Raw genomic sequence first — 16961 nt, forward strand, 5'->3', positions numbered from 1 at the left:
TTTGCCGACTCCTCTCATCCTTCAATCACTGATTGAAAAAGTTAAATTAGTAGTGACTAACTTGATGGTTAGTGATATTATTTTAGCAAATGAAAGTTATCTATGAAAGAGGGAGTTAAGATGACTGAAAGAATCTTTAAAACAGAAACATATGGAAATAAAATGCCCTTAAAAATCATTGTCGATTCGAATTCGGTTTTTCCTAAGACTGCTGAAGTGTTGGCGAAGGTTGATACTCAAACTGGCGAGGTCAAATTTTTTATTGACAAAGAAAATCTAAAAAACATTAATTAACTTGGTTTATTTAGCCACAATGGCTTGATGAAATTAAATCCAGGAAGCAGAGTGAGACAAAAGGCGGTTAACTTCCAGAGTACAACTGGATTATCCGAATATTTCGGGCTTGAATAGTGGGATAATTCGGTTATACGGCAGGAGGTTGCTTTTTATCTCACGTTTCGACTCGATAATAATCGTGATTACACAAAAAGGGACTGGGACAAAATTACTTTTGTCCCAGTCCCTTTTTAGCGATGTTAATGAATAAGTTTATTGTAAAAAACTACTTCTTTTCGGCACTGTTTGTCATAATGCCATCTAACAAACCATAATCAACAGCTTCTTGCGCGGTAAGGTAATTATCACGTTCAGTATCTTTGTTGACTTTTTCAATTGGCTGACCAGAATTCTCAGCTAAGAGATTATTAATCATCTTACGTGCTTTGAGAATTTCTTCAGCAGCAATTTCAATTTCGGTTTGTTGACCTTGAGCACCACCAGATGGTTGGTGAATCAAGACTTGGGCGTGAGGCAATGCAAAGCGTTTTCCTTTAGCTCCAGATGAAGCCAAAACAGAAGCCATCGATGCAGCCATTCCCATTACGATGGTTTGGACATCAGCTTTTACGAAATTCATCGTATCGTAAATTGCCATTCCTGAGGTAATCACACCACCAGGAGAGTTGATGTAAAGGTAAATATCTTTTTCTGAGTCTTGAGCATCCAAGAAGAGTAATTGGGCGATAATTGCATTGGCCATATCGTCTTCAATTGGACCAGAAAGCATGATAATGCGGTCTTTTAGTAAACGTGAATAAATATCATACGCACGTTCACCATTAGCGGATTGTTCAATGACAGTTGGCACTAAATTCATTTAGAATGCCTCCTTATAGGTTTTATGATAGATGGCTTTTGCCAAGTTCATGTTAACAGTTTAGTTTATTGGTCAAAAAAGGTCAAATGTTTTGCTCAATTTAAATTGACATTTATTTTAGCATCATCGATGATTATGAACTTCTTTTTAAATCGGTATTTAATCCCAAATAGCTACTCAAAAATAAGAAAATGAATTGTAATTATTACTTTCGAGGTGGTCATGGGGGCTTTCAAGAGAAACGTCGCTTTATTAAGAAAGCGGCTTCATTCATGATATACTAATAATAATTAAATGTATCATATGAAGATTATTAATTTCTTTTTTAAAACCGTTCGAACCAGGAGGGTGCGTTATGAAGACACATCATATTTCTTTATTGGCAAAAGATGCTGAAGTTAACATTAAGTTTTATACCCAGGTACTGGGAATGCGATTAGTTAAAAATACAGTTAACCAAGAGAACATTCAGATTCGCCATTTATTTTATGGTGATTATTTGGGGACGCCTGGAACTGTTGTAACGTTTTTTGTGATTCCAATGTTGGGTAGAAGAACTGACGGCAGCCATTTTTTCAACAACATTAAATTATCTGTTCCAACTAACAGTCTGGATTTTTGGAAGGAGAGGTTGGGCGAACGTGGCATTGACGTGATTGATATTGATAATGGCATTCAATTTGTCGATCCCGATAATGTTGAAGTGAAGTTACTTCAAACTGCGGAAGTCTTGACTGATATGCGGGTTGTACCAGGCAATGACATTCCCGCTGAATATCAAATCACCAGAATGCTCGGAACTGAATTGCATGTTCCGAGTCCGCAAAAGACGGCAGCATTCTTCCATGATTGGCTGGGGATTCCAATTGTTAATAATCAAGTTGCTCTCGAAGATGGCCAATCAATTGAACTTTTCCAAGGTAACCACGATGTTAAGACGCGATTTGGCCGTGGTAGTATTGATCATATTGCTTTGGCGGTGCAAGACAAACCGACCTTATTTAGTTATTGGGATAAAGCAAAGGAACTTCATATAAACATTGAGGAATATGCGGATCGTGGCTGGTTTAAGAGCTTGTATGTCAGAGATCCGGGCGATAATCGAATTGAGTTGGCGACGTTGGCCCCCGGTTTTAGTTTAGAGGAACCAATTTTAACGATGGGCCAGGATTTATCGCTGCCACCGAAATTTGAATCTCAAAGGCAGGAAATTGTTGACTTTTATGCAGAACAAGGTATCAGCTTTCACGTAAATCAACCGACAGTTGAGGCCGATAGTTAAGCATCAACTCAGAACAGCTGTGCTGATTGGCAAACTTAAAAATGAGTATTTACCATAAAAAGAGCAGGCAGCTTGGACAAATTAAATGTCCAAGCTGCCTGCTCTTTTTATGGTAAATGAACCATCGGTTTGTGAATGACTCATTTAATAACTGTTGAGGTAAATGTTCTATGTAAAACTCATAAAGATATTTAGTAAAGACGTTTATTATTATCTTTAGAAACATCATTTAATAATGCGCTCGGGGGGAATCGAACCCTCATTTCAAGAACCGGAATCTTACGTGCGATCCATTACACTACGAGCGCAACTTACTATATAAATATACTAGAAAATCGATTACATTTCAAGGTGTAATAAAAAGTGTCATATGGAAACGTTTACTAAATTCTGGGCGTTGCATTTATAAAATGGTCTGCTATACTCGAATTTGAGTAATTAAATAATGTTTACTCGAGGCGCACTTTGAGCCTTGGTTCACAAGGGTGCTGACTTTGTTTTCATTTAGTGGTACGATTGTATCTGTACTATTAATTATATTTTCTATTTCCTAAAGGAGGAAAACTTAGTATGACTGTAAAGATTGGTATTAATGGTTTTGGCCGAATTGGTCGTTTGGCATTCAAGCGAATTCATGAATTGCACTCCGACGAAATTGAGGTTGTCGCAATTAATGATTTAACCACTCCATCAATGTTGGCTTATTTATTGAAGTATGACACAACCCATGGACGTTTCCCTGGTGAAGTTTCATCAACTGACAAGGGTATCGTTGTTGACGGTAAGGAATATCCTGTATATGCCGAAAAAGATGCTTCAAACCTTCCTTGGGTAGCTAATGATGGTGTTGACTATGTACTTGAATGTACTGGTTTTTACACTTCAGAAGAAAAATCACAAGCTCATATCAAAGCTGGTGCAAAGCGTGTCTTGGTTTCAGCACCTGCTGGTCAGATTAAGACGGTTGTTCCAGGTGTTAACTTGGATACCTTGAACTCAAATGATGTCATTGTTTCAGCTGGTTCATGCACAACCAACTGCTTGGCACCTATGGCTTACTTCATGAACAAAGAATTTGGCGTTAAGGTTGGAACTATGACAACTATTCATGCTTTCACTGCCTCACAACAAATTCTTGATGGTCCTAAGACTAAGAAGAAGCGTAATAACCGAACTGCTTCAGCAAACACGATTCCTCATTCAACTGGTGCTGCTAAGGCAATTGGTTTGGTAATTCCAGAACTTGCTGGTAAATTACAAGGCCATGCACAACGTGTTGCCGTTATTGATGGTTCATTAACTGAGTTGATCACAATCCTTGACAAGAAGGTTACTGCCGACGAAGTTAACGAAGCAATCAAGAAGCACACTGTTGATAACCCTGCATTTGGTTACAATGATGATGAAATTGTTTCATCAGATATCATTGATGACAATCATGGTTCAGTATTTGACCCAACTCAAACTGAAGTTACAACTTCAGGTGACAGCCAAATTGTTAAAACCGTTGCTTGGTATGACAACGAATGGGGCTTCACTTGCAACATGGTTCGTACCTTGTTGAAGTTTGCTTCACTTTAATAATTAATCAATGCAATTGGCGGAGGAGGGCGTCTTCTCCGTCTTTTGTTATCTATAAAGAATCTGAAAATCACAAATAAAATTGTGTAGGAGGTTTCAAAATTGGCAAAATTAACAGTTTCTGATTTGGATCTTGAAGGCAAAAAAGTATTAATGCGCGTTGACTTTAATGTTCCAATCAAAGATGGTGTCATTGGTGATGACAACCGAATTCAAGCTGCACTACCAACAATCAAATATGTCTTGGATCATAAAGGAAAGGCAATTCTGTTTTCACATTTAGGCAGAATTAAAAAAGAAGAGGACAAAAAGGCACTTTCTTTACGCCCAGTTGCAGAACGCCTTTCTAATTTACTCAACAAGCCGGTTATTTTTGTTCCGGTTACTGAGGGTCAACAGCTTGAAGATGCCATTAGTAAGATGGCTGACAGCAGTGTCCTTTTAGTTGAGAATACTCGTTATGAAGATGTTGTAAATGGTGAATATGTTAAACGCGAATCAGGCAATGATCCTAAGCTTGGCGAATATTGGGCATCATTAGGTGACGAATATATTAACGATGCTTTTGGAACAGCTCATCGTCAGCATGCTTCGAACGTCGGTATTGCCGAAGCTATGCATCAATCAGGCAAGCCGGTTGCTGCCGGATTCTTAATGGAAAAGGAAATCCAATTCTTGGGTGAAGCTGTTAACAATCCACAACGTCCATTTGTTGCCATTCTTGGTGGTGCCAAAGTTTCTGACAAAATTGGTGTGATTGATAATCTGCTTGGTAAAGCTGATAAGATTATCATTGGTGGTGGAATGACATATACGTTCTATGCTGCCAAAGGTATCAAAATTGGCGATTCGTTGATCGAAAAAGATAAAATTGATGTTGCTAAGAGTATCCTTGAAAAGGGTGGCGACAAGATTGTTTTGCCAACTGACAACGTTGTTGCTAAAGGTTTCAGTAACGATGCTGAACATAAAGTTGTTGAAGGCGACATTGATGATGGCTGGATGGCTCTTGATATTGGTCCTAAGTCAATTGATGAGTTTGAAAAAGTGCTTAAGGATGCCAAGACTGTTGTTTGGAATGGCCCAATGGGTGTCTTCGAAATGCCAAACTTTGCTCAAGGAACCCTTAAAGTTGGTGAATTTCTTGGTTCATTAACTGATGCAACTACGATTGTGGGTGGTGGTGATTCAACTGCTGCCGTTAAGCAATTAGGTGTTGCTGATAAATTGACTCATATTTCAACTGGTGGCGGTGCATCGCTTCAATATCTTGAAGGTAAAACACTTCCTGGTATTGCCGCTATTGATAATAAATAAACGTGAAAGGGCCTGCGATTAGCAGGCCTTTTTTGCGATTGGTCTAGTATATTTATGGCTTTTAAAATTATTTTTGGTTACAATGGCATTAAGTCAAAAAATGTAAAGGAATGATTTTGTTATGAGAATTCCGTTCGTTGCCGGTAATTGGAAAATGAATTTATCGGTTGATGAAGCTGTTAAATTTTTACAAGATATTAAGGGTAAATTACCGGATCCTAAGGTTACCGAAACTTGTATTGCTGCTTCGCCGTTGTTTCTGGAAAGCATGATTCAGGAAAATGTGGGATCGTCTTTATTAATTTCTGCTGAAAATTGTTTTTATGAAGATGAAGGGGCTTATACTGGCGAAACCAGTCCTAAAGCATTACATGAAATGGGTGTTACTCACGTTATTATCGGTCATTCGGAACGACGCAAGTATTTTAATGAAACGGATGATATCATTAATAAGAAAGTTCATGCTGCCTTTCGCAACCATTTAACGCCAATTGTATGCTGTGATGAAACGATGAGTCGCCGTGAGTCTTCCGATCGGATTTCGTGGGTTGTCAGCCAAGTAACTAACGCACTTAAGTCGATTGATCCCCAACAAGCCAAACATATCATTGTTGCTTATGAACCAAGTTGGGCCATTGGAAGTGGTAAAACAGCCAGTACCGACGAGGCGGAAGAGGGATGCTATCTGATTCGTCAAACCATTGCCGATCTTTATTCTGATGACTTGGCTAATCAGGTTCGTGTGTTATATGGTGGCAGTGTGAACGATGATAACGCCGATGAAATTCTGGCTCAAACGGATATTGACGGCGTTCTTGCTGGCGGTGCCAGCTTGAAATCGGATTCATTTCTTAAGCTTGCCAACTTTCTACAAAAATAATAAGAATGTCAGTTTTTTGTTGAAACTTCGGCATTAAACTAATAGAATTAGAGTGAACCTTGTACAAAAGGTCACAACTTTCGTTAAGGAGAGAAAAAATATGTCAATTATTTCTGATATTTATGCTCGTGAGGTTCTGGACTCTCGTGGTAACCCAACTGTTGAAGTTGAATTGTATACCGAAGCAGGTGCAATGGGCCGTGGGATCGTGCCTTCAGGTGCTTCAACTGGTGAACACGAAGCCGTTGAACTCCGTGATGGTGACAAGAATCGTTTCATGGGTAAAGGCGTTACCAAGGCCGTTGACAATGTAAACAACATCATCGCTAAAGAAATTGTTGGCTACGATGTGACTGATCAATTGGCAATTGATAAAGCAATGATCGAATTAGACGGAACGCCAAACAAGGGTAAATTAGGTGCCAATGCGATTCTTGGTGTTTCATTAGCTGCTGCCCGTGCTGCTGCCGATGAACTTGAAGTGCCACTATATAATTATCTTGGTGGTTTCAATGCTCATTTGTTGCCTACTCCAATGTTGAACGTTATCAATGGTGGTAAGCACGCCAACAACAAGGTTGATTTCCAAGAATTCATGATTATGCCAGTTGGTGCTCCTAGCATTAAAGAAGCCATTCGTTGGAGTTCTGAAACATTCCATAATTTGAAGAACTTGTTAAACGAACGCGGTTACTCAACTGCTGTTGGTGATGAGGGTGGTTTTGCACCTGATTTAAAGAACAATGAGGAACCATTCGAAATCCTTGTTGAAGCAATTCAACGTGCCGGCTACAAGCCAGGTAAGGATATTGCGATTGCTTTTGACTGTGCTGCTTCTGAATTCTATAATACTGAAACTAAGAAGTACGATTTAAAGGGTGATGGTAAGTCATATACTGCTGACGAATTTGTTTCATTGTTGGAAGGCATTGTTGACAAGTACCCAGTTATTTCAATCGAAGACCCACTTGATGAAAACGAATGGGAAGATTGGCAAATGGCTACTAAACGTCTTGGCAAGAAGGTTCAAATTGTTGGTGATGATTTATTTGTTACGAACACTGACTACCTTCGTAAGGGTATCAAGATGGGTGTTGCCAACGCTATCTTGATCAAATTAAACCAAATCGGTACTTTAACTGAAACTGTTGAAGCCGTTGAAATGGCTAAAGAAGCAGGTTACACTGCGATCATTTCACACCGTTCTGGTGAAACAGAAGATACGACCATTGCTGATTTGGTTGTCGCTTTGAATGCTGGTCAAATCAAGACTGGTTCAATGAGCCGTGGCGAACGAATTGCTAAGTACAATCAATTAATGAGAATTGAAGACCAACTTGGCGATGTTGCTCAATACAAGGGTGTTCATTCATTCTATAACTTGTCAGAACAAGCTCGAAACGATATTCTAAACAAGTAATTAAAGTTAATAGTTAACAAGTTGGGATGATTTAATCACTTAACTTGATAGACTTTTTGATATGTAACTTGAAAACACCAACCTTCATTTCGGTTGGTGTTTTTTGTATGCCATCACCTGAAATTGGTATATATCGGGATCACAATTAAAATAGTTATTATCAATCACAACTTGTCAAATAGAAACCTCCGTATTTTGCGTAGCTAATATATGAGTCTTTAATATCAAACAAAAATACGGAGGTTTTAATTTTGAAAAAGTTCATTGTACTATCAGTCGGCATTGTCGGGTTGGTACCGTTGCTGCAGCAGAAAGTGATCCAAGCTAACAATACAGTTCAAAAAGTTCAAAATGTTCGTCAACAGAAATCAGATCCCACGAAGAACTTGGAAACACATCAACAAATCGCACCAATATCAGACACACACATCACAGCAAGATTTATTGATGAAGCTGGCCACGACGTTCATCCAACGATTAATGTTCCGGTACGTCCAAGAGGAAGCGTACTAAAATATGATATTGGTTTAGAATTTATCCCACATTTTAAAGGATATGAATTGCAAAACAGCTCGGATGTTTCTGACATTGTTACGGATCCAAACCAGGTCATTACGTTGAGGTATAAAAAAGAAAATGATGCCAAGTCGATTACTGATCAAAAATCGGGGCAGCATTTACCTGTCAGCAATCAGCTTTCCCAAAGGACGAATCATTTAGAAAAATCATTTGAAAAAGTGATCGTGCAACAGCCATTGTTACAACCGAATAGTGATTCAAAACAATCAGTTATGCAGAAAACGGTGGCAGAGTCGGTAACAATCACTAATAGCCAATCTCAATCACCTGTTATACCGCAGTCACAGGTTAAAGGTCTAGGCACGATTAAAGAAGATCACCAAAAATCAACTAAACCAAGTCCCACCTTACTACCGAAAAGTAAAGCTGATGATGCGGCCAGTCAATCATCTTCAGCTAGCGCCGTTAATCAAAAGACTGACCCGGTTTTGCATGCCACAGAAGCTCAGAAGGCCCAATCGACAACGCTTCAAACTAATAAAAATATGACAGACCAGTCTAAAAAGATCAGTCAAAAGAGCCATGAGGACGATGCCGACATTCAATCACGGGTTAGAAACCAAGTGGAATCAAATCATGACTTAAAAGAAGCAAAGTCTGAATCTAGTCGGAGTTCATCGGTTGATGAACAGAAAACTTCAAAGAAATTAATTAACGAACCAAACCAAACTGAGCATGATTCAATGTCTGATGGTGACAAAGGTTGTATTACTTCTCAGCCAACAGGAGTAGATGGCGTAAACCGACGGGAAACGAATTTATCTAAAAAAGATTCTAAATTAAGGCAGAAACGAATTACAGTTCATATGCAGGGGGTTAATAGTGATGGCCGGCGTTTATTTGATAAAAATGTTAAGGTCTTAAGCACAAATTTGAGCCACTTCACCCATAAAGATATCGAATTCTATGGTTATGATTTGGATACCCAAGATTACGACCCCAAACTGAATATGCTAACGCTACATTATCATCCGCGAAAGCTTACCCTGAAAGTCTTTAATATTGATGAAAATGGTGAAATTATTTCATCCAGAGACGTTCAGGCAGATTATGGTACGGAATTAGTCATAACACCTCAAAAGATTGATGGGTACCGTGCTGTGGATCAAACCCAGTCAATCCAGATTGATCATTTACTTATGCCAGACATCTATGTTAGTTATCATAAAGAGGTGATATCACCGAGATCGGCTGATCATCCGCAATCCCAGCTTACCAACCAGGAACAAAAGATGTCAGGAGTAATTAGCGATGCTAAGGAATTAACACCATCAGTTGCAATGCCCGTGAGCAACACCAAAGATACTCAGAAAACAGATTCAACAAAGCAGCGTAAAACCAATAAGGGTCGGCCAGGCAAACGCGGTAAGTCTAAACTGGTTCATTCCAAAAAACGGCCAAAGAAACAAGCAAAGCGAGATAAATTATTAAAGCAGCGTCGGAAAACTGGTCGTAATAGCCGCAAGTCTTTTGTAAAGAATTCTAATCGGCGTCAGAAAAGGACTAACCAAAAGCAATTACCTCAAACCGGTGAGAGCCATTCCAAGCAAACGCTTTTGTTTGGCTGGCTGCTGTTAGTTGGGTTGGCTTGTCAAAAGAGTTTTAAATGGCTGCATTAGTTATGCTATGATTATCAGCAGAATTAGTTAGAAGGATGTCTCGATGTGCAAATTCATGAAAGTTATAAGTTATCGCAAATTAAAATTATTTTTAGCGGCGTAATAATCGGTGCTTTGGCAGGATCAACCGTCTCAATGTTTCGTTGGTCAATTCAGCATTTGATGGTTTTAATGCAAAGGCTCTATGGACAAGTGGCAGATCATCCCTGGACAATTATTGGTTGTTTGGCAGTCAACGTAACCATTGGACTGATTGTCGCGTTCCTTTTAAAACAACAACCCGATATTAAAGGATCAGGAATTCCTCAAGTTGAGGGCCAGCTGTTGGGCGATCTTGATTATCAGTGGTGGCCTGTTCTATGGCGAAAATTTGTTGGTGGTATTCTGGCAATCGGCAGTGGCTTGTATTTAGGACGTGAAGGACCATCCATTCAACTGGGTTCCACGTTAGGTCAGGGAGTTGCCCTGATAACAAAGCAAGTGGGCTTGGATCGACAGGTGCTGATTTCTGCCGGGGCTGCGGCCGGATTAAGCGCGGCTTTTAACGCACCGATTGCCAGCACGTTGTTTGTCCTTGAAGAGATTTATCATAATTTTTCAACCAATATTTGGGTGGTTTCACTAACATCGGCAATTACTTCTGATATGGTGGCAATGGATGTTTTTGGAATGAAACCCGTTTTATATATGAAAAGTACGCCGCTTCCAATTAAATACTTTGGCTGGGTGGTCTTCTTAGGCCTAGTTCTTGGTGTCTTAGGCCGCGGCTATCAGTTGATTATTTTACGAGTGGGTCGCTGGTATCAAAAGTTTAGTCGGCTGCCTGCTTGGCTAAACGGGTTAATCCCACTCGTGCTGGTGATTCCTCTGGGGGTTGTTTTTCCACAGCTGTTGGGTGGCGGGAGTGTCATTATTTTAAAACTGAATGCTGCCGGCTATCCAGTGGCAATCCTCATTCTTTATTTGATTATCCGATTTGTTTTTTCAATGTTTTCATATGGAAGTGGATTACCAGGCGGTATTTTTTTGCCAATTCTTTGTCTGGGTGGCTTAATCGGAGCAATTGTTGGGCAATCAGCAATCAATTTGAATTTATTGAATGCTACTTATTTTTCCAGTTTTATCATTATGGGAATGGCCGGTTACTTCGCTGCAATCAGTAAAGCGCCATTCACGGCTATTCTGTTGATCACTGAGATGGTTGGAACTCTCACTCATTTACTTGGTTTAGCGACTGTTTCGTTGGTTGCGTATGGGGCTTTGGACCTATTGGGTGGCCAGCCTGTTTATCACTCAATGTTGCAGCAGCTGCTGCATGTTAAACGGACAACTGGTCAAAGTCAGACCGTCCCAATTATGATCACGATTTTTTCTGGTTCAGCGATGGCTGGTAAAATGGTTAGTGAAGTTAAATGGCCAACAGGAACTTTACTGACAAATATTCAAAGAGGCGACACTGAGACTATCCCGTCTGGTCACACCGTTTTGCGTTGGGGTGACACGTTGGTGATTAATGTGTCAGCTCAAAATCGAATTCAGCTCATTCAACAATTAAATATGCTAGCCAAGTAAACTTGGTCGCAAAAGGGTGGCGGATTTACGCATAATGTGTTAACTTAGTAGGAGTAGTATTAAGCCGATTTAACGGTAGGAGGCACTAAAGTGTACAATCTATTAATAACATTATTATTGATTGATTGTGTCTTAATCACAATCGCAGTTTTAATGCAACCATCAAAGACTAATGACGCAATGTCTGCCTTGACTGGTGGCGCTGATGACTTGTTTGCTAAACAAAAGCCTCGTGGATTCGAAGCATTTATGCAGAAGACCACGCTTATTCTTGGGATAATTTTCTTTGCACTATCACTTGGATTAGTTTGGGTATCATCTCATTAGTATTTCTATCCTCCTGTTTAAATGCAGGGGGATTTTTATTATAATTGAGGTTGTGAAACAGAAAGGATGGGCACTATGCAATCTCCAACAAAATCTTTTTATTTCGAACATGGCCCCAAAGGAATTGTATTGTTGCATGCGTTTGCCAGTGGTCCTGTTGATGTTAGATTGTTGGCCAGACGATTGGAGCGCAGCGACTACACAATCTACGCACCGTTGTTGACTGGTCACGGGACACCTGACTTTAGTGATATTCTTCTTCAAGGATCTCCGGAACGATGGTGGCAGGATACCCAAAACGCCATTCAATTTTTGCATGACAAGGGCATTAATCAAATCAGCATTTTCGGAATTTCGTTAGGCGGCATTTTTGCTGCCAAGGCGCTTGAAAACGATTCTGATTTAGTTGGCGGGGGTTCATTAGGGTCTCCGATTGTTCGGAAACGAGAGTTTAGCGTTCACAATACGTTTATGCAGATGGCGAAAGCTAATTTTGTTCGATATAAAACTAACGAGGCAATTATGAATACTAAACTAGACTGGTTAGATGCGAATATTGACCAGTTGTTAGCTAAAATTTCTGCATTTAGTGCGGGTGTTGCTGATGATCTTCCAAAAATTAAGCGGCCCTATTTTATTGGCCAAGGTTTAAATGATGAGATTGTTAATCCCGCCAGTGCCAAACAAGTCCGAGATCAGTTGGTGAATAGTGATGTTAGTTATCATGAATATCCAAATGCCACTCATATGATTACCGTTAATTCAGCTCATCAGCAATTGGAGGCTGATTTAAGCGAATTTTTAACCAAACTTTATGAATAATACGAGGAATACAGATTGCAAGATAATGATTTAAAAAATAAAATTGAAAACGTTCTGCGGACATATCCCGAGAATGTTTTCACTGTCGAAAAAATTGCCGATGTTTTAAGATACCATGGTTCAGCGGCTTTTAAGCTGATTGTTCAAGAGCTTGCAGGCCTAGAACGTGATGGTGTTGCCGTTGTGACTCAAGAGGGTAAGTTTCAGCTAAATCCAGAAAAGCAAAAATTATCCGGCATTTTTCATGCCAATGATAAAGGTTTTGGCTTTGTTGCCTATGACGACCTTGCTCCAGATGCCTATATTGCACCTGATAATACGATGAACGCATTGAATGGCGATACCGTTGACATGGAAATTGTCCGGCCTGCTCAACCCGGTTCCGACAAGGGACCAGAGGGAAAAGTAACGGCAATTACCGATCGCAAATATAAGCGGGTAGTCGGTCCATTTACTAAATCGGATGATGACAATGGCTATTATGGCCAGGTTAAGTTAACCGACAAAAAAATTGCCAAATATCAATTTTACATTAACGATGTTGGTTTGCACCCGACGCCTGGAGAAGTGATCACCGCGCAAATCACGGAATATCCCAATGCCAAGCATCCTGATTACATGGTCGGCATTGCTGATGAAGTAATTGGCTCCGTTGATGATCCTGGAATTGATATTCTAGAAATAGTCTATGCCCATAACATTCCTGCAGAATTTCCAGAAGAAGTTCTTCAGGCAGCAGATACGATTCCTGATCACGTTACCGAAGCTGAAAAAGTAGGCCGTGAAGACATTACCAAGCAAAACTTGGTAACCATTGATGGCGAATCATCAAAAGATTTAGATGATGCGGTTACAGCATGGAAGTTACCGAATGGGAATTATCATTTAGGCGTCCATATTGCGGATGTTAGTCATTATGTCAAGCCAGGGAGTTTAATTGACAAGGAAGCCTTTAGAAGAGGAACTTCAGTCTATCTAACTGACCGTGTTATTCCGATGCTGCCACGTCGACTTTCAAATGGTATTTGTTCTTTAAACGAGGGCGAATTGCGTTTATGTATGAGTTGTGAGATGGAAATTGATCCGTCCGGCAATATTATTAAGCATCGGATTCACCCCAGTTTAATGCGTTCAAAGGCGCGGATGACTTACACAGCTGTCAATAAAATTTTGGAATCCCACGATGAAAAAACAATGAATCAGTACAAAGAATTAGTCCCGATGTTTGAACAGATGGGCGAGCTTCATAAAATTTTGTATAAGCATCGTAAAGCTCGCGGTGCCATTGATTTTGATGATAACGAAGCCGAGATCATTGTCGATGAAAAAGGACATCCCATCGACATTAAGCTTCGGGTTCGTGGTTTGGCCGAACGAATGATTGAATCATTCATGTTGGCTGCTAATGAAACAGTTGCCAAGCATTATTACGAAAAACACGTTCCGTTTATCTATCGGGTGCATGAAACGCCGGATGCTGACCGAATTAAGACCTTTTTTGAGACATTGACGGCTTTTGGAATTACTGTCAAGGGTGATCCAGAACATGTTCAACCAAAGACCATGCAGAACATCTTAAAGAAAGTTGCCGGTAAGCCTGAAGAAATGATGGTCTCGGTTATGTTATTGCGAAGCTTGAAGCAAGCTCGTTATGCCGACCAATCTCTTGGTCATTTTGGCCTAGCTGCGCCATTCTATACGCATTTTACGTCACCAATTCGTCGATATCCGGATACGATGGTTCATCGGTTAATCCATTACTATCAAGATAATGGTATTAACAGTGAAACAAAGAAGAAATATGCGACTGTTTTGGATGAAATTTCCACAACTACTTCCGAATACGAGCGACGAGCTGTTGATGCTGAACGAGATACTGATTCAATGAAGAAAGCTGAGTATATGAATGATCATCTTGGCGAAGAATTCGATGGTGTTGTTAGTTCAGTTATGAAGTTTGGCTTGTTTGTTGAATTACCAAATACGGTTGAAGGTTTGGTTCATATTAGTCGGATGGACGATGACTACTACCAGTACGTTGAACAATTTATGGCCTTGGTTGGTCGAAATACTCGTCGAACATATAAGATGGGACAACCAATTCGGGTAAAGGTTGTTAACGTTGATGTTGAACAAAGTGCCGTTGATTTTGATGTGGTTAACCCGGAAGAGACGCCAACTAGTAACATGTTGCCAAAGCGTTCGTACCAACATCGCGATAATAATCACCGGAATAACGATCGTCATGGCCATTCCAATTCTAATTCCAATAATTTTCACTCGAACAATCGGCACGGAAAGTCAAATAATTCCCGTGGTGGTAACCATAATCGCAACAAGCGATAAAAGTAAGGTGATTGTATGGCCAAGCAAAAAAAGCAACATAGTAACGATAATTTAATGGCCCAAAACAAAAAAGCCCGTCATGATTACTCAATTCTCGAAACAGTTGAGGCAGGGGTTGTTTTAACGGGAACTGAGATTAAATCGATTCGGGCTCGCCGAATCAATTTAAAAGATGGGTTTGTGCAAATTAGGAATGATGAAGCCTACATGGTAAATGTTCACATCAGCGAATATGCTGAAGGAAACCAATTTAATCATGATCCGCTCAGAAATCGAAAATTGTTATTGCACAAGAAACAAATTCGGCGATTAGCACAAAGCACTCAGGATAAAGGAATTACTATTATCCCGTTAAAAGTTTATCTAAAAAATGGCTTTGCAAAGGTGCTGATTGGTGTCGCCAAAGGAAAAGGTGAGTATGATAAGCGTGAGACAATCAAGCGTCGTGATCAAAAACGGCAAATCGATCGCGTAATGAAGCATTATTAATAAGTATTCATTGTTTGGAACTAATCTGTTAGTCACCAACTAACCTAGAGAAATAGGTGAGATGGGCAACGCAACCAAAGTTAAGTCCTTAGTTGACGACATTCATGTGAAAATAAGCCAATAAAAAATGGGTTCGTGAGCAAAACAGGTATGTTTTGTCACTGACCCTTATTTTGTTGCCGATTTTTCGGACACAGTTTCGATTGTAACCGGCTGAATGAACTTGCTGTCCCTGGTTTGGGCAACAATCTTTCCGAGTATTTTTCTAGTGAAGGTAATTTCACCACTGATGAATGGACAAGGGATGGATGATTTAAGATGGCCGCAATTAAGATGACCAGCGGTTCATGATCGGTTTTATCGACATCGATAATTCGGACAACCTGATCAGACTGGTTGTAAGATTTGATCGTTGCAATTTTTTCACGGCCATGACTAATCGTGTAGGACTGTTTTTCTTGATTTCCGGTAATTAACCAGTTGATGCCATTGATGTAAATTGTCGTATAATGTAATGTGAAGTGAATAATTGAACTACCAACAAATTGATGTAAATAGTACAAATCAAAGCGTGGTGTGGTTCCCATAGATTGCTGACGGACTTTTGCCAACAATTCTCCGGTAATTGAATACAGCGAAAAAATATCAGAAATGAGTCCCCATTTTCCAACGATTAAATATTTAGTGTCTTTGTATTCATCAGTGACTCGGGTTGATCTTGTGTGATCTAATTCCGTTAAGTTTAATTGGATTTTTCGACTCATAAATGCATTTCCTTTTCGTTTGTTATTTTCATTTTACCACGGAACGCAATGAATTACGCTGATGTTATTTGAAAATGGATATGGTAGAATAAAACGTGAGGTGTTGGGAATGAAACCGTTTATAAAAAATGATTGGTGGGATGTTTTGGAACCAGAATTTGAAAAAGCTTACTACCAGCAGTTACGTAAATTTTTAATATCAGAATATCGAACGCAATATATCCATCCCGATATGAACCATATTTTTGAAGCGTTTCAGCTGACGCCATTTGACAAGGTTAAAGTTGTGATCTTGGGTCAAGACCCTTATCATGAGCCGCACCAAGCACATGGATTAAGTTTTTCAGTTTTACCTGGTGTTAAAGTGCCACCATCGTTACAAAATATTTATAAAGAGCTTCAATCCGATCTGGGAATTAAACCAGTTCATCATGGTTGTTTAACGAGTTGGGCAAAACAGGGGGTGCTCCTGTTAAACTCAGTTTTAACGGTTCGTAATGGTCAAGCCTTTTCCCATAAAGGTAAAGGGTGGGAAGAGCTGACCGACGCAGCCATTCAAAAGCTGTCGGCTCGTCAAAAACCGGTTGTTTTTATTCTCTGGGGTCGGGCGGCCCGCAATAAAATTTCATTAATTGATACTGACACCAATGTTGTGTTGCAGTCTGCTCATCCTAGTCCGTTATCAGCCAATCGGGGTTTCTTTGGATCTAAACCATTCTCTAAAACTAATGAAGCTTTGATTGCAATGGGGGAAGAACCAATTAACTGGCAGTTGCCGGAAAAGGTCACTCAGACATCTTAATACAA

At 39.8% G+C, this 16961-nt stretch carries 15 protein-coding genes and 1 tRNA gene; 13 read left to right on the forward strand and 3 right to left on the reverse strand.

Features of this window, described 5'->3' with window-relative positions; genetic code table 11:
* Positions 1-120 precede the first annotated feature (120 nt).
* Entirely contained in the window at positions 121-294 is a 174-nt protein-coding gene (locus FC85_RS15750) for a hypothetical protein (RefSeq protein WP_157051290.1), read from the forward strand.
* Positions 295-562: 268 nt separating this feature from the next.
* Here the strand turns inward: FC85_RS15750 and FC85_RS10165 are convergent, their stop codons facing one another.
* Positions 563-1156: an ATP-dependent Clp protease proteolytic subunit gene (locus FC85_RS10165; RefSeq protein ID WP_057865426.1), complete on the reverse strand. Its 594-nt coding sequence runs from the start codon at positions 1154-1156 to the stop codon at positions 563-565.
* Positions 1157-1511: 355 nt separating this feature from the next.
* On the opposite strand from FC85_RS10165, the gene FC85_RS10170 reads away from it, so the two are divergent.
* Complete coding sequence (locus FC85_RS10170; RefSeq protein ID WP_057865427.1) at positions 1512-2438, forward strand: VOC family protein; 927 nt, start codon at positions 1512-1514, stop codon at positions 2436-2438.
* A 236-nt stretch (positions 2439-2674) separates the two neighbouring features.
* Here FC85_RS10170 and FC85_RS10175 read toward each other — a convergent pair.
* Positions 2675-2746 (reverse strand) — tRNA-Arg (locus FC85_RS10175).
* A gap of 262 nt (positions 2747-3008) precedes the next feature.
* Here FC85_RS10175 and gap point away from each other — a divergent pair.
* The 10 genes from gap (at position 3009) to smpB (ending at position 15390) form a co-directional block, all read left to right on the forward strand.
* The gene (gene gap / locus FC85_RS10180) at positions 3009-4019 is read left to right on the forward strand and encodes a type I glyceraldehyde-3-phosphate dehydrogenase (protein ID WP_057865428.1); all 1011 of its coding nucleotides are present in this window, start codon (positions 3009-3011) and stop codon (positions 4017-4019) included.
* A gap of 102 nt (positions 4020-4121) precedes the next feature.
* On the forward strand, positions 4122-5336 hold the full coding sequence (locus tag FC85_RS10185) for a phosphoglycerate kinase (protein ID WP_057865429.1): 1215 nt from the start codon (positions 4122-4124) through the stop codon (positions 5334-5336).
* Positions 5337-5457: 121 nt separating this feature from the next.
* Positions 5458-6216: a triose-phosphate isomerase gene (gene tpiA, locus FC85_RS10190; protein ID WP_057865430.1), complete on the forward strand. Its 759-nt coding sequence runs from the start codon at positions 5458-5460 to the stop codon at positions 6214-6216.
* A gap of 100 nt (positions 6217-6316) precedes the next feature.
* Positions 6317-7636 carry a phosphopyruvate hydratase gene (gene eno, locus FC85_RS10195; RefSeq protein WP_057865431.1) on the forward strand — a complete coding sequence of 440 codons (1320 nt, stop codon included), beginning with the start codon at positions 6317-6319 and terminating at the stop codon, positions 7634-7636.
* Between the two features lie 251 nt (positions 7637-7887).
* Complete coding sequence (locus tag FC85_RS10200) at positions 7888-9834, forward strand: MucBP domain-containing protein (RefSeq protein ID WP_057865432.1); 1947 nt, start codon at positions 7888-7890, stop codon at positions 9832-9834.
* A gap of 45 nt (positions 9835-9879) precedes the next feature.
* The gene (locus FC85_RS10205) at positions 9880-11406 is read left to right on the forward strand and encodes a ClC family H(+)/Cl(-) exchange transporter (RefSeq protein ID WP_057865433.1); all 1527 of its coding nucleotides are present in this window, start codon (positions 9880-9882) and stop codon (positions 11404-11406) included.
* 90 nt (positions 11407-11496) lie between these two features.
* On the forward strand, positions 11497-11733 hold the full coding sequence (gene secG / locus FC85_RS10210) for a preprotein translocase subunit SecG (protein ID WP_057865434.1): 237 nt from the start codon (positions 11497-11499) through the stop codon (positions 11731-11733).
* Positions 11734-11808: 75 nt separating this feature from the next.
* Positions 11809-12555: an alpha/beta hydrolase gene (locus FC85_RS10215; RefSeq protein ID WP_057865435.1), complete on the forward strand. Its 747-nt coding sequence runs from the start codon at positions 11809-11811 to the stop codon at positions 12553-12555.
* A gap of 15 nt (positions 12556-12570) precedes the next feature.
* On the forward strand, positions 12571-14901 hold the full coding sequence (rnr, locus tag FC85_RS10220; RefSeq protein WP_057865436.1) for a ribonuclease R: 2331 nt from the start codon (positions 12571-12573) through the stop codon (positions 14899-14901).
* A 15-nt stretch (positions 14902-14916) separates the two neighbouring features.
* The gene (gene smpB / locus FC85_RS10225; protein WP_057865437.1) at positions 14917-15390 is read left to right on the forward strand and encodes an SsrA-binding protein SmpB; all 474 of its coding nucleotides are present in this window, start codon (positions 14917-14919) and stop codon (positions 15388-15390) included.
* A 158-nt stretch (positions 15391-15548) separates the two neighbouring features.
* Here the strand turns inward: smpB and FC85_RS10230 are convergent, their stop codons facing one another.
* Positions 15549-16154, reverse strand: coding sequence for an LURP-one-related/scramblase family protein (locus FC85_RS10230; RefSeq protein WP_225427551.1), 606 nt, complete (start codon positions 16152-16154; stop codon positions 15549-15551).
* Positions 16155-16263: 109 nt separating this feature from the next.
* Between FC85_RS10230 and FC85_RS10235 the strand changes: the two genes are divergently transcribed.
* Entirely contained in the window at positions 16264-16956 is a 693-nt protein-coding gene (locus tag FC85_RS10235; protein ID WP_057865438.1) for a uracil-DNA glycosylase, read from the forward strand.
* Positions 16957-16961: the final 5 nt, after the last annotated feature.

The sequence above is a fragment of the Lentilactobacillus diolivorans DSM 14421 genome, assembly GCF_001434255.1.
Lineage (GTDB): Bacteria > Bacillota > Bacilli > Lactobacillales > Lactobacillaceae > Lentilactobacillus > Lentilactobacillus diolivorans.

What these genes read in the sequence shown, in the direction of transcription:
- FC85_RS10165 (WP_057865426.1), bottom strand. Translation starts at nt 1,156, where the DNA reads ATGAATTTAGTGCCAACTGTCATTGAACAATCCGCTAATGGTGAACGT.
- FC85_RS10235 (WP_057865438.1), top strand. Translation starts at nt 16,264, where the DNA reads ATGAAACCGTTTATAAAAAATGATTGGTGGGATGTTTTGGAACCAGAA.
- gap (WP_057865428.1), top strand. Translation starts at nt 3,009, where the DNA reads ATGACTGTAAAGATTGGTATTAATGGTTTTGGCCGAATTGGTCGTTTG.
- smpB (WP_057865437.1), top strand. Translation starts at nt 14,917, where the DNA reads ATGGCCAAGCAAAAAAAGCAACATAGTAACGATAATTTAATGGCCCAA.
- tpiA (WP_057865430.1), top strand. Translation starts at nt 5,458, where the DNA reads ATGAGAATTCCGTTCGTTGCCGGTAATTGGAAAATGAATTTATCGGTT.
- FC85_RS10215 (WP_057865435.1), top strand. Translation starts at nt 11,809, where the DNA reads ATGCAATCTCCAACAAAATCTTTTTATTTCGAACATGGCCCCAAAGGA.
- FC85_RS10230 (WP_225427551.1), bottom strand. Translation starts at nt 16,154, where the DNA reads ATGAGTCGAAAAATCCAATTAAACTTAACGGAATTAGATCACACAAGA.
- FC85_RS15750 (WP_157051290.1), top strand. Translation starts at nt 121, where the DNA reads ATGACTGAAAGAATCTTTAAAACAGAAACATATGGAAATAAAATGCCC.
- eno (WP_057865431.1), top strand. Translation starts at nt 6,317, where the DNA reads ATGTCAATTATTTCTGATATTTATGCTCGTGAGGTTCTGGACTCTCGT.
- FC85_RS10170 (WP_057865427.1), top strand. Translation starts at nt 1,512, where the DNA reads ATGAAGACACATCATATTTCTTTATTGGCAAAAGATGCTGAAGTTAAC.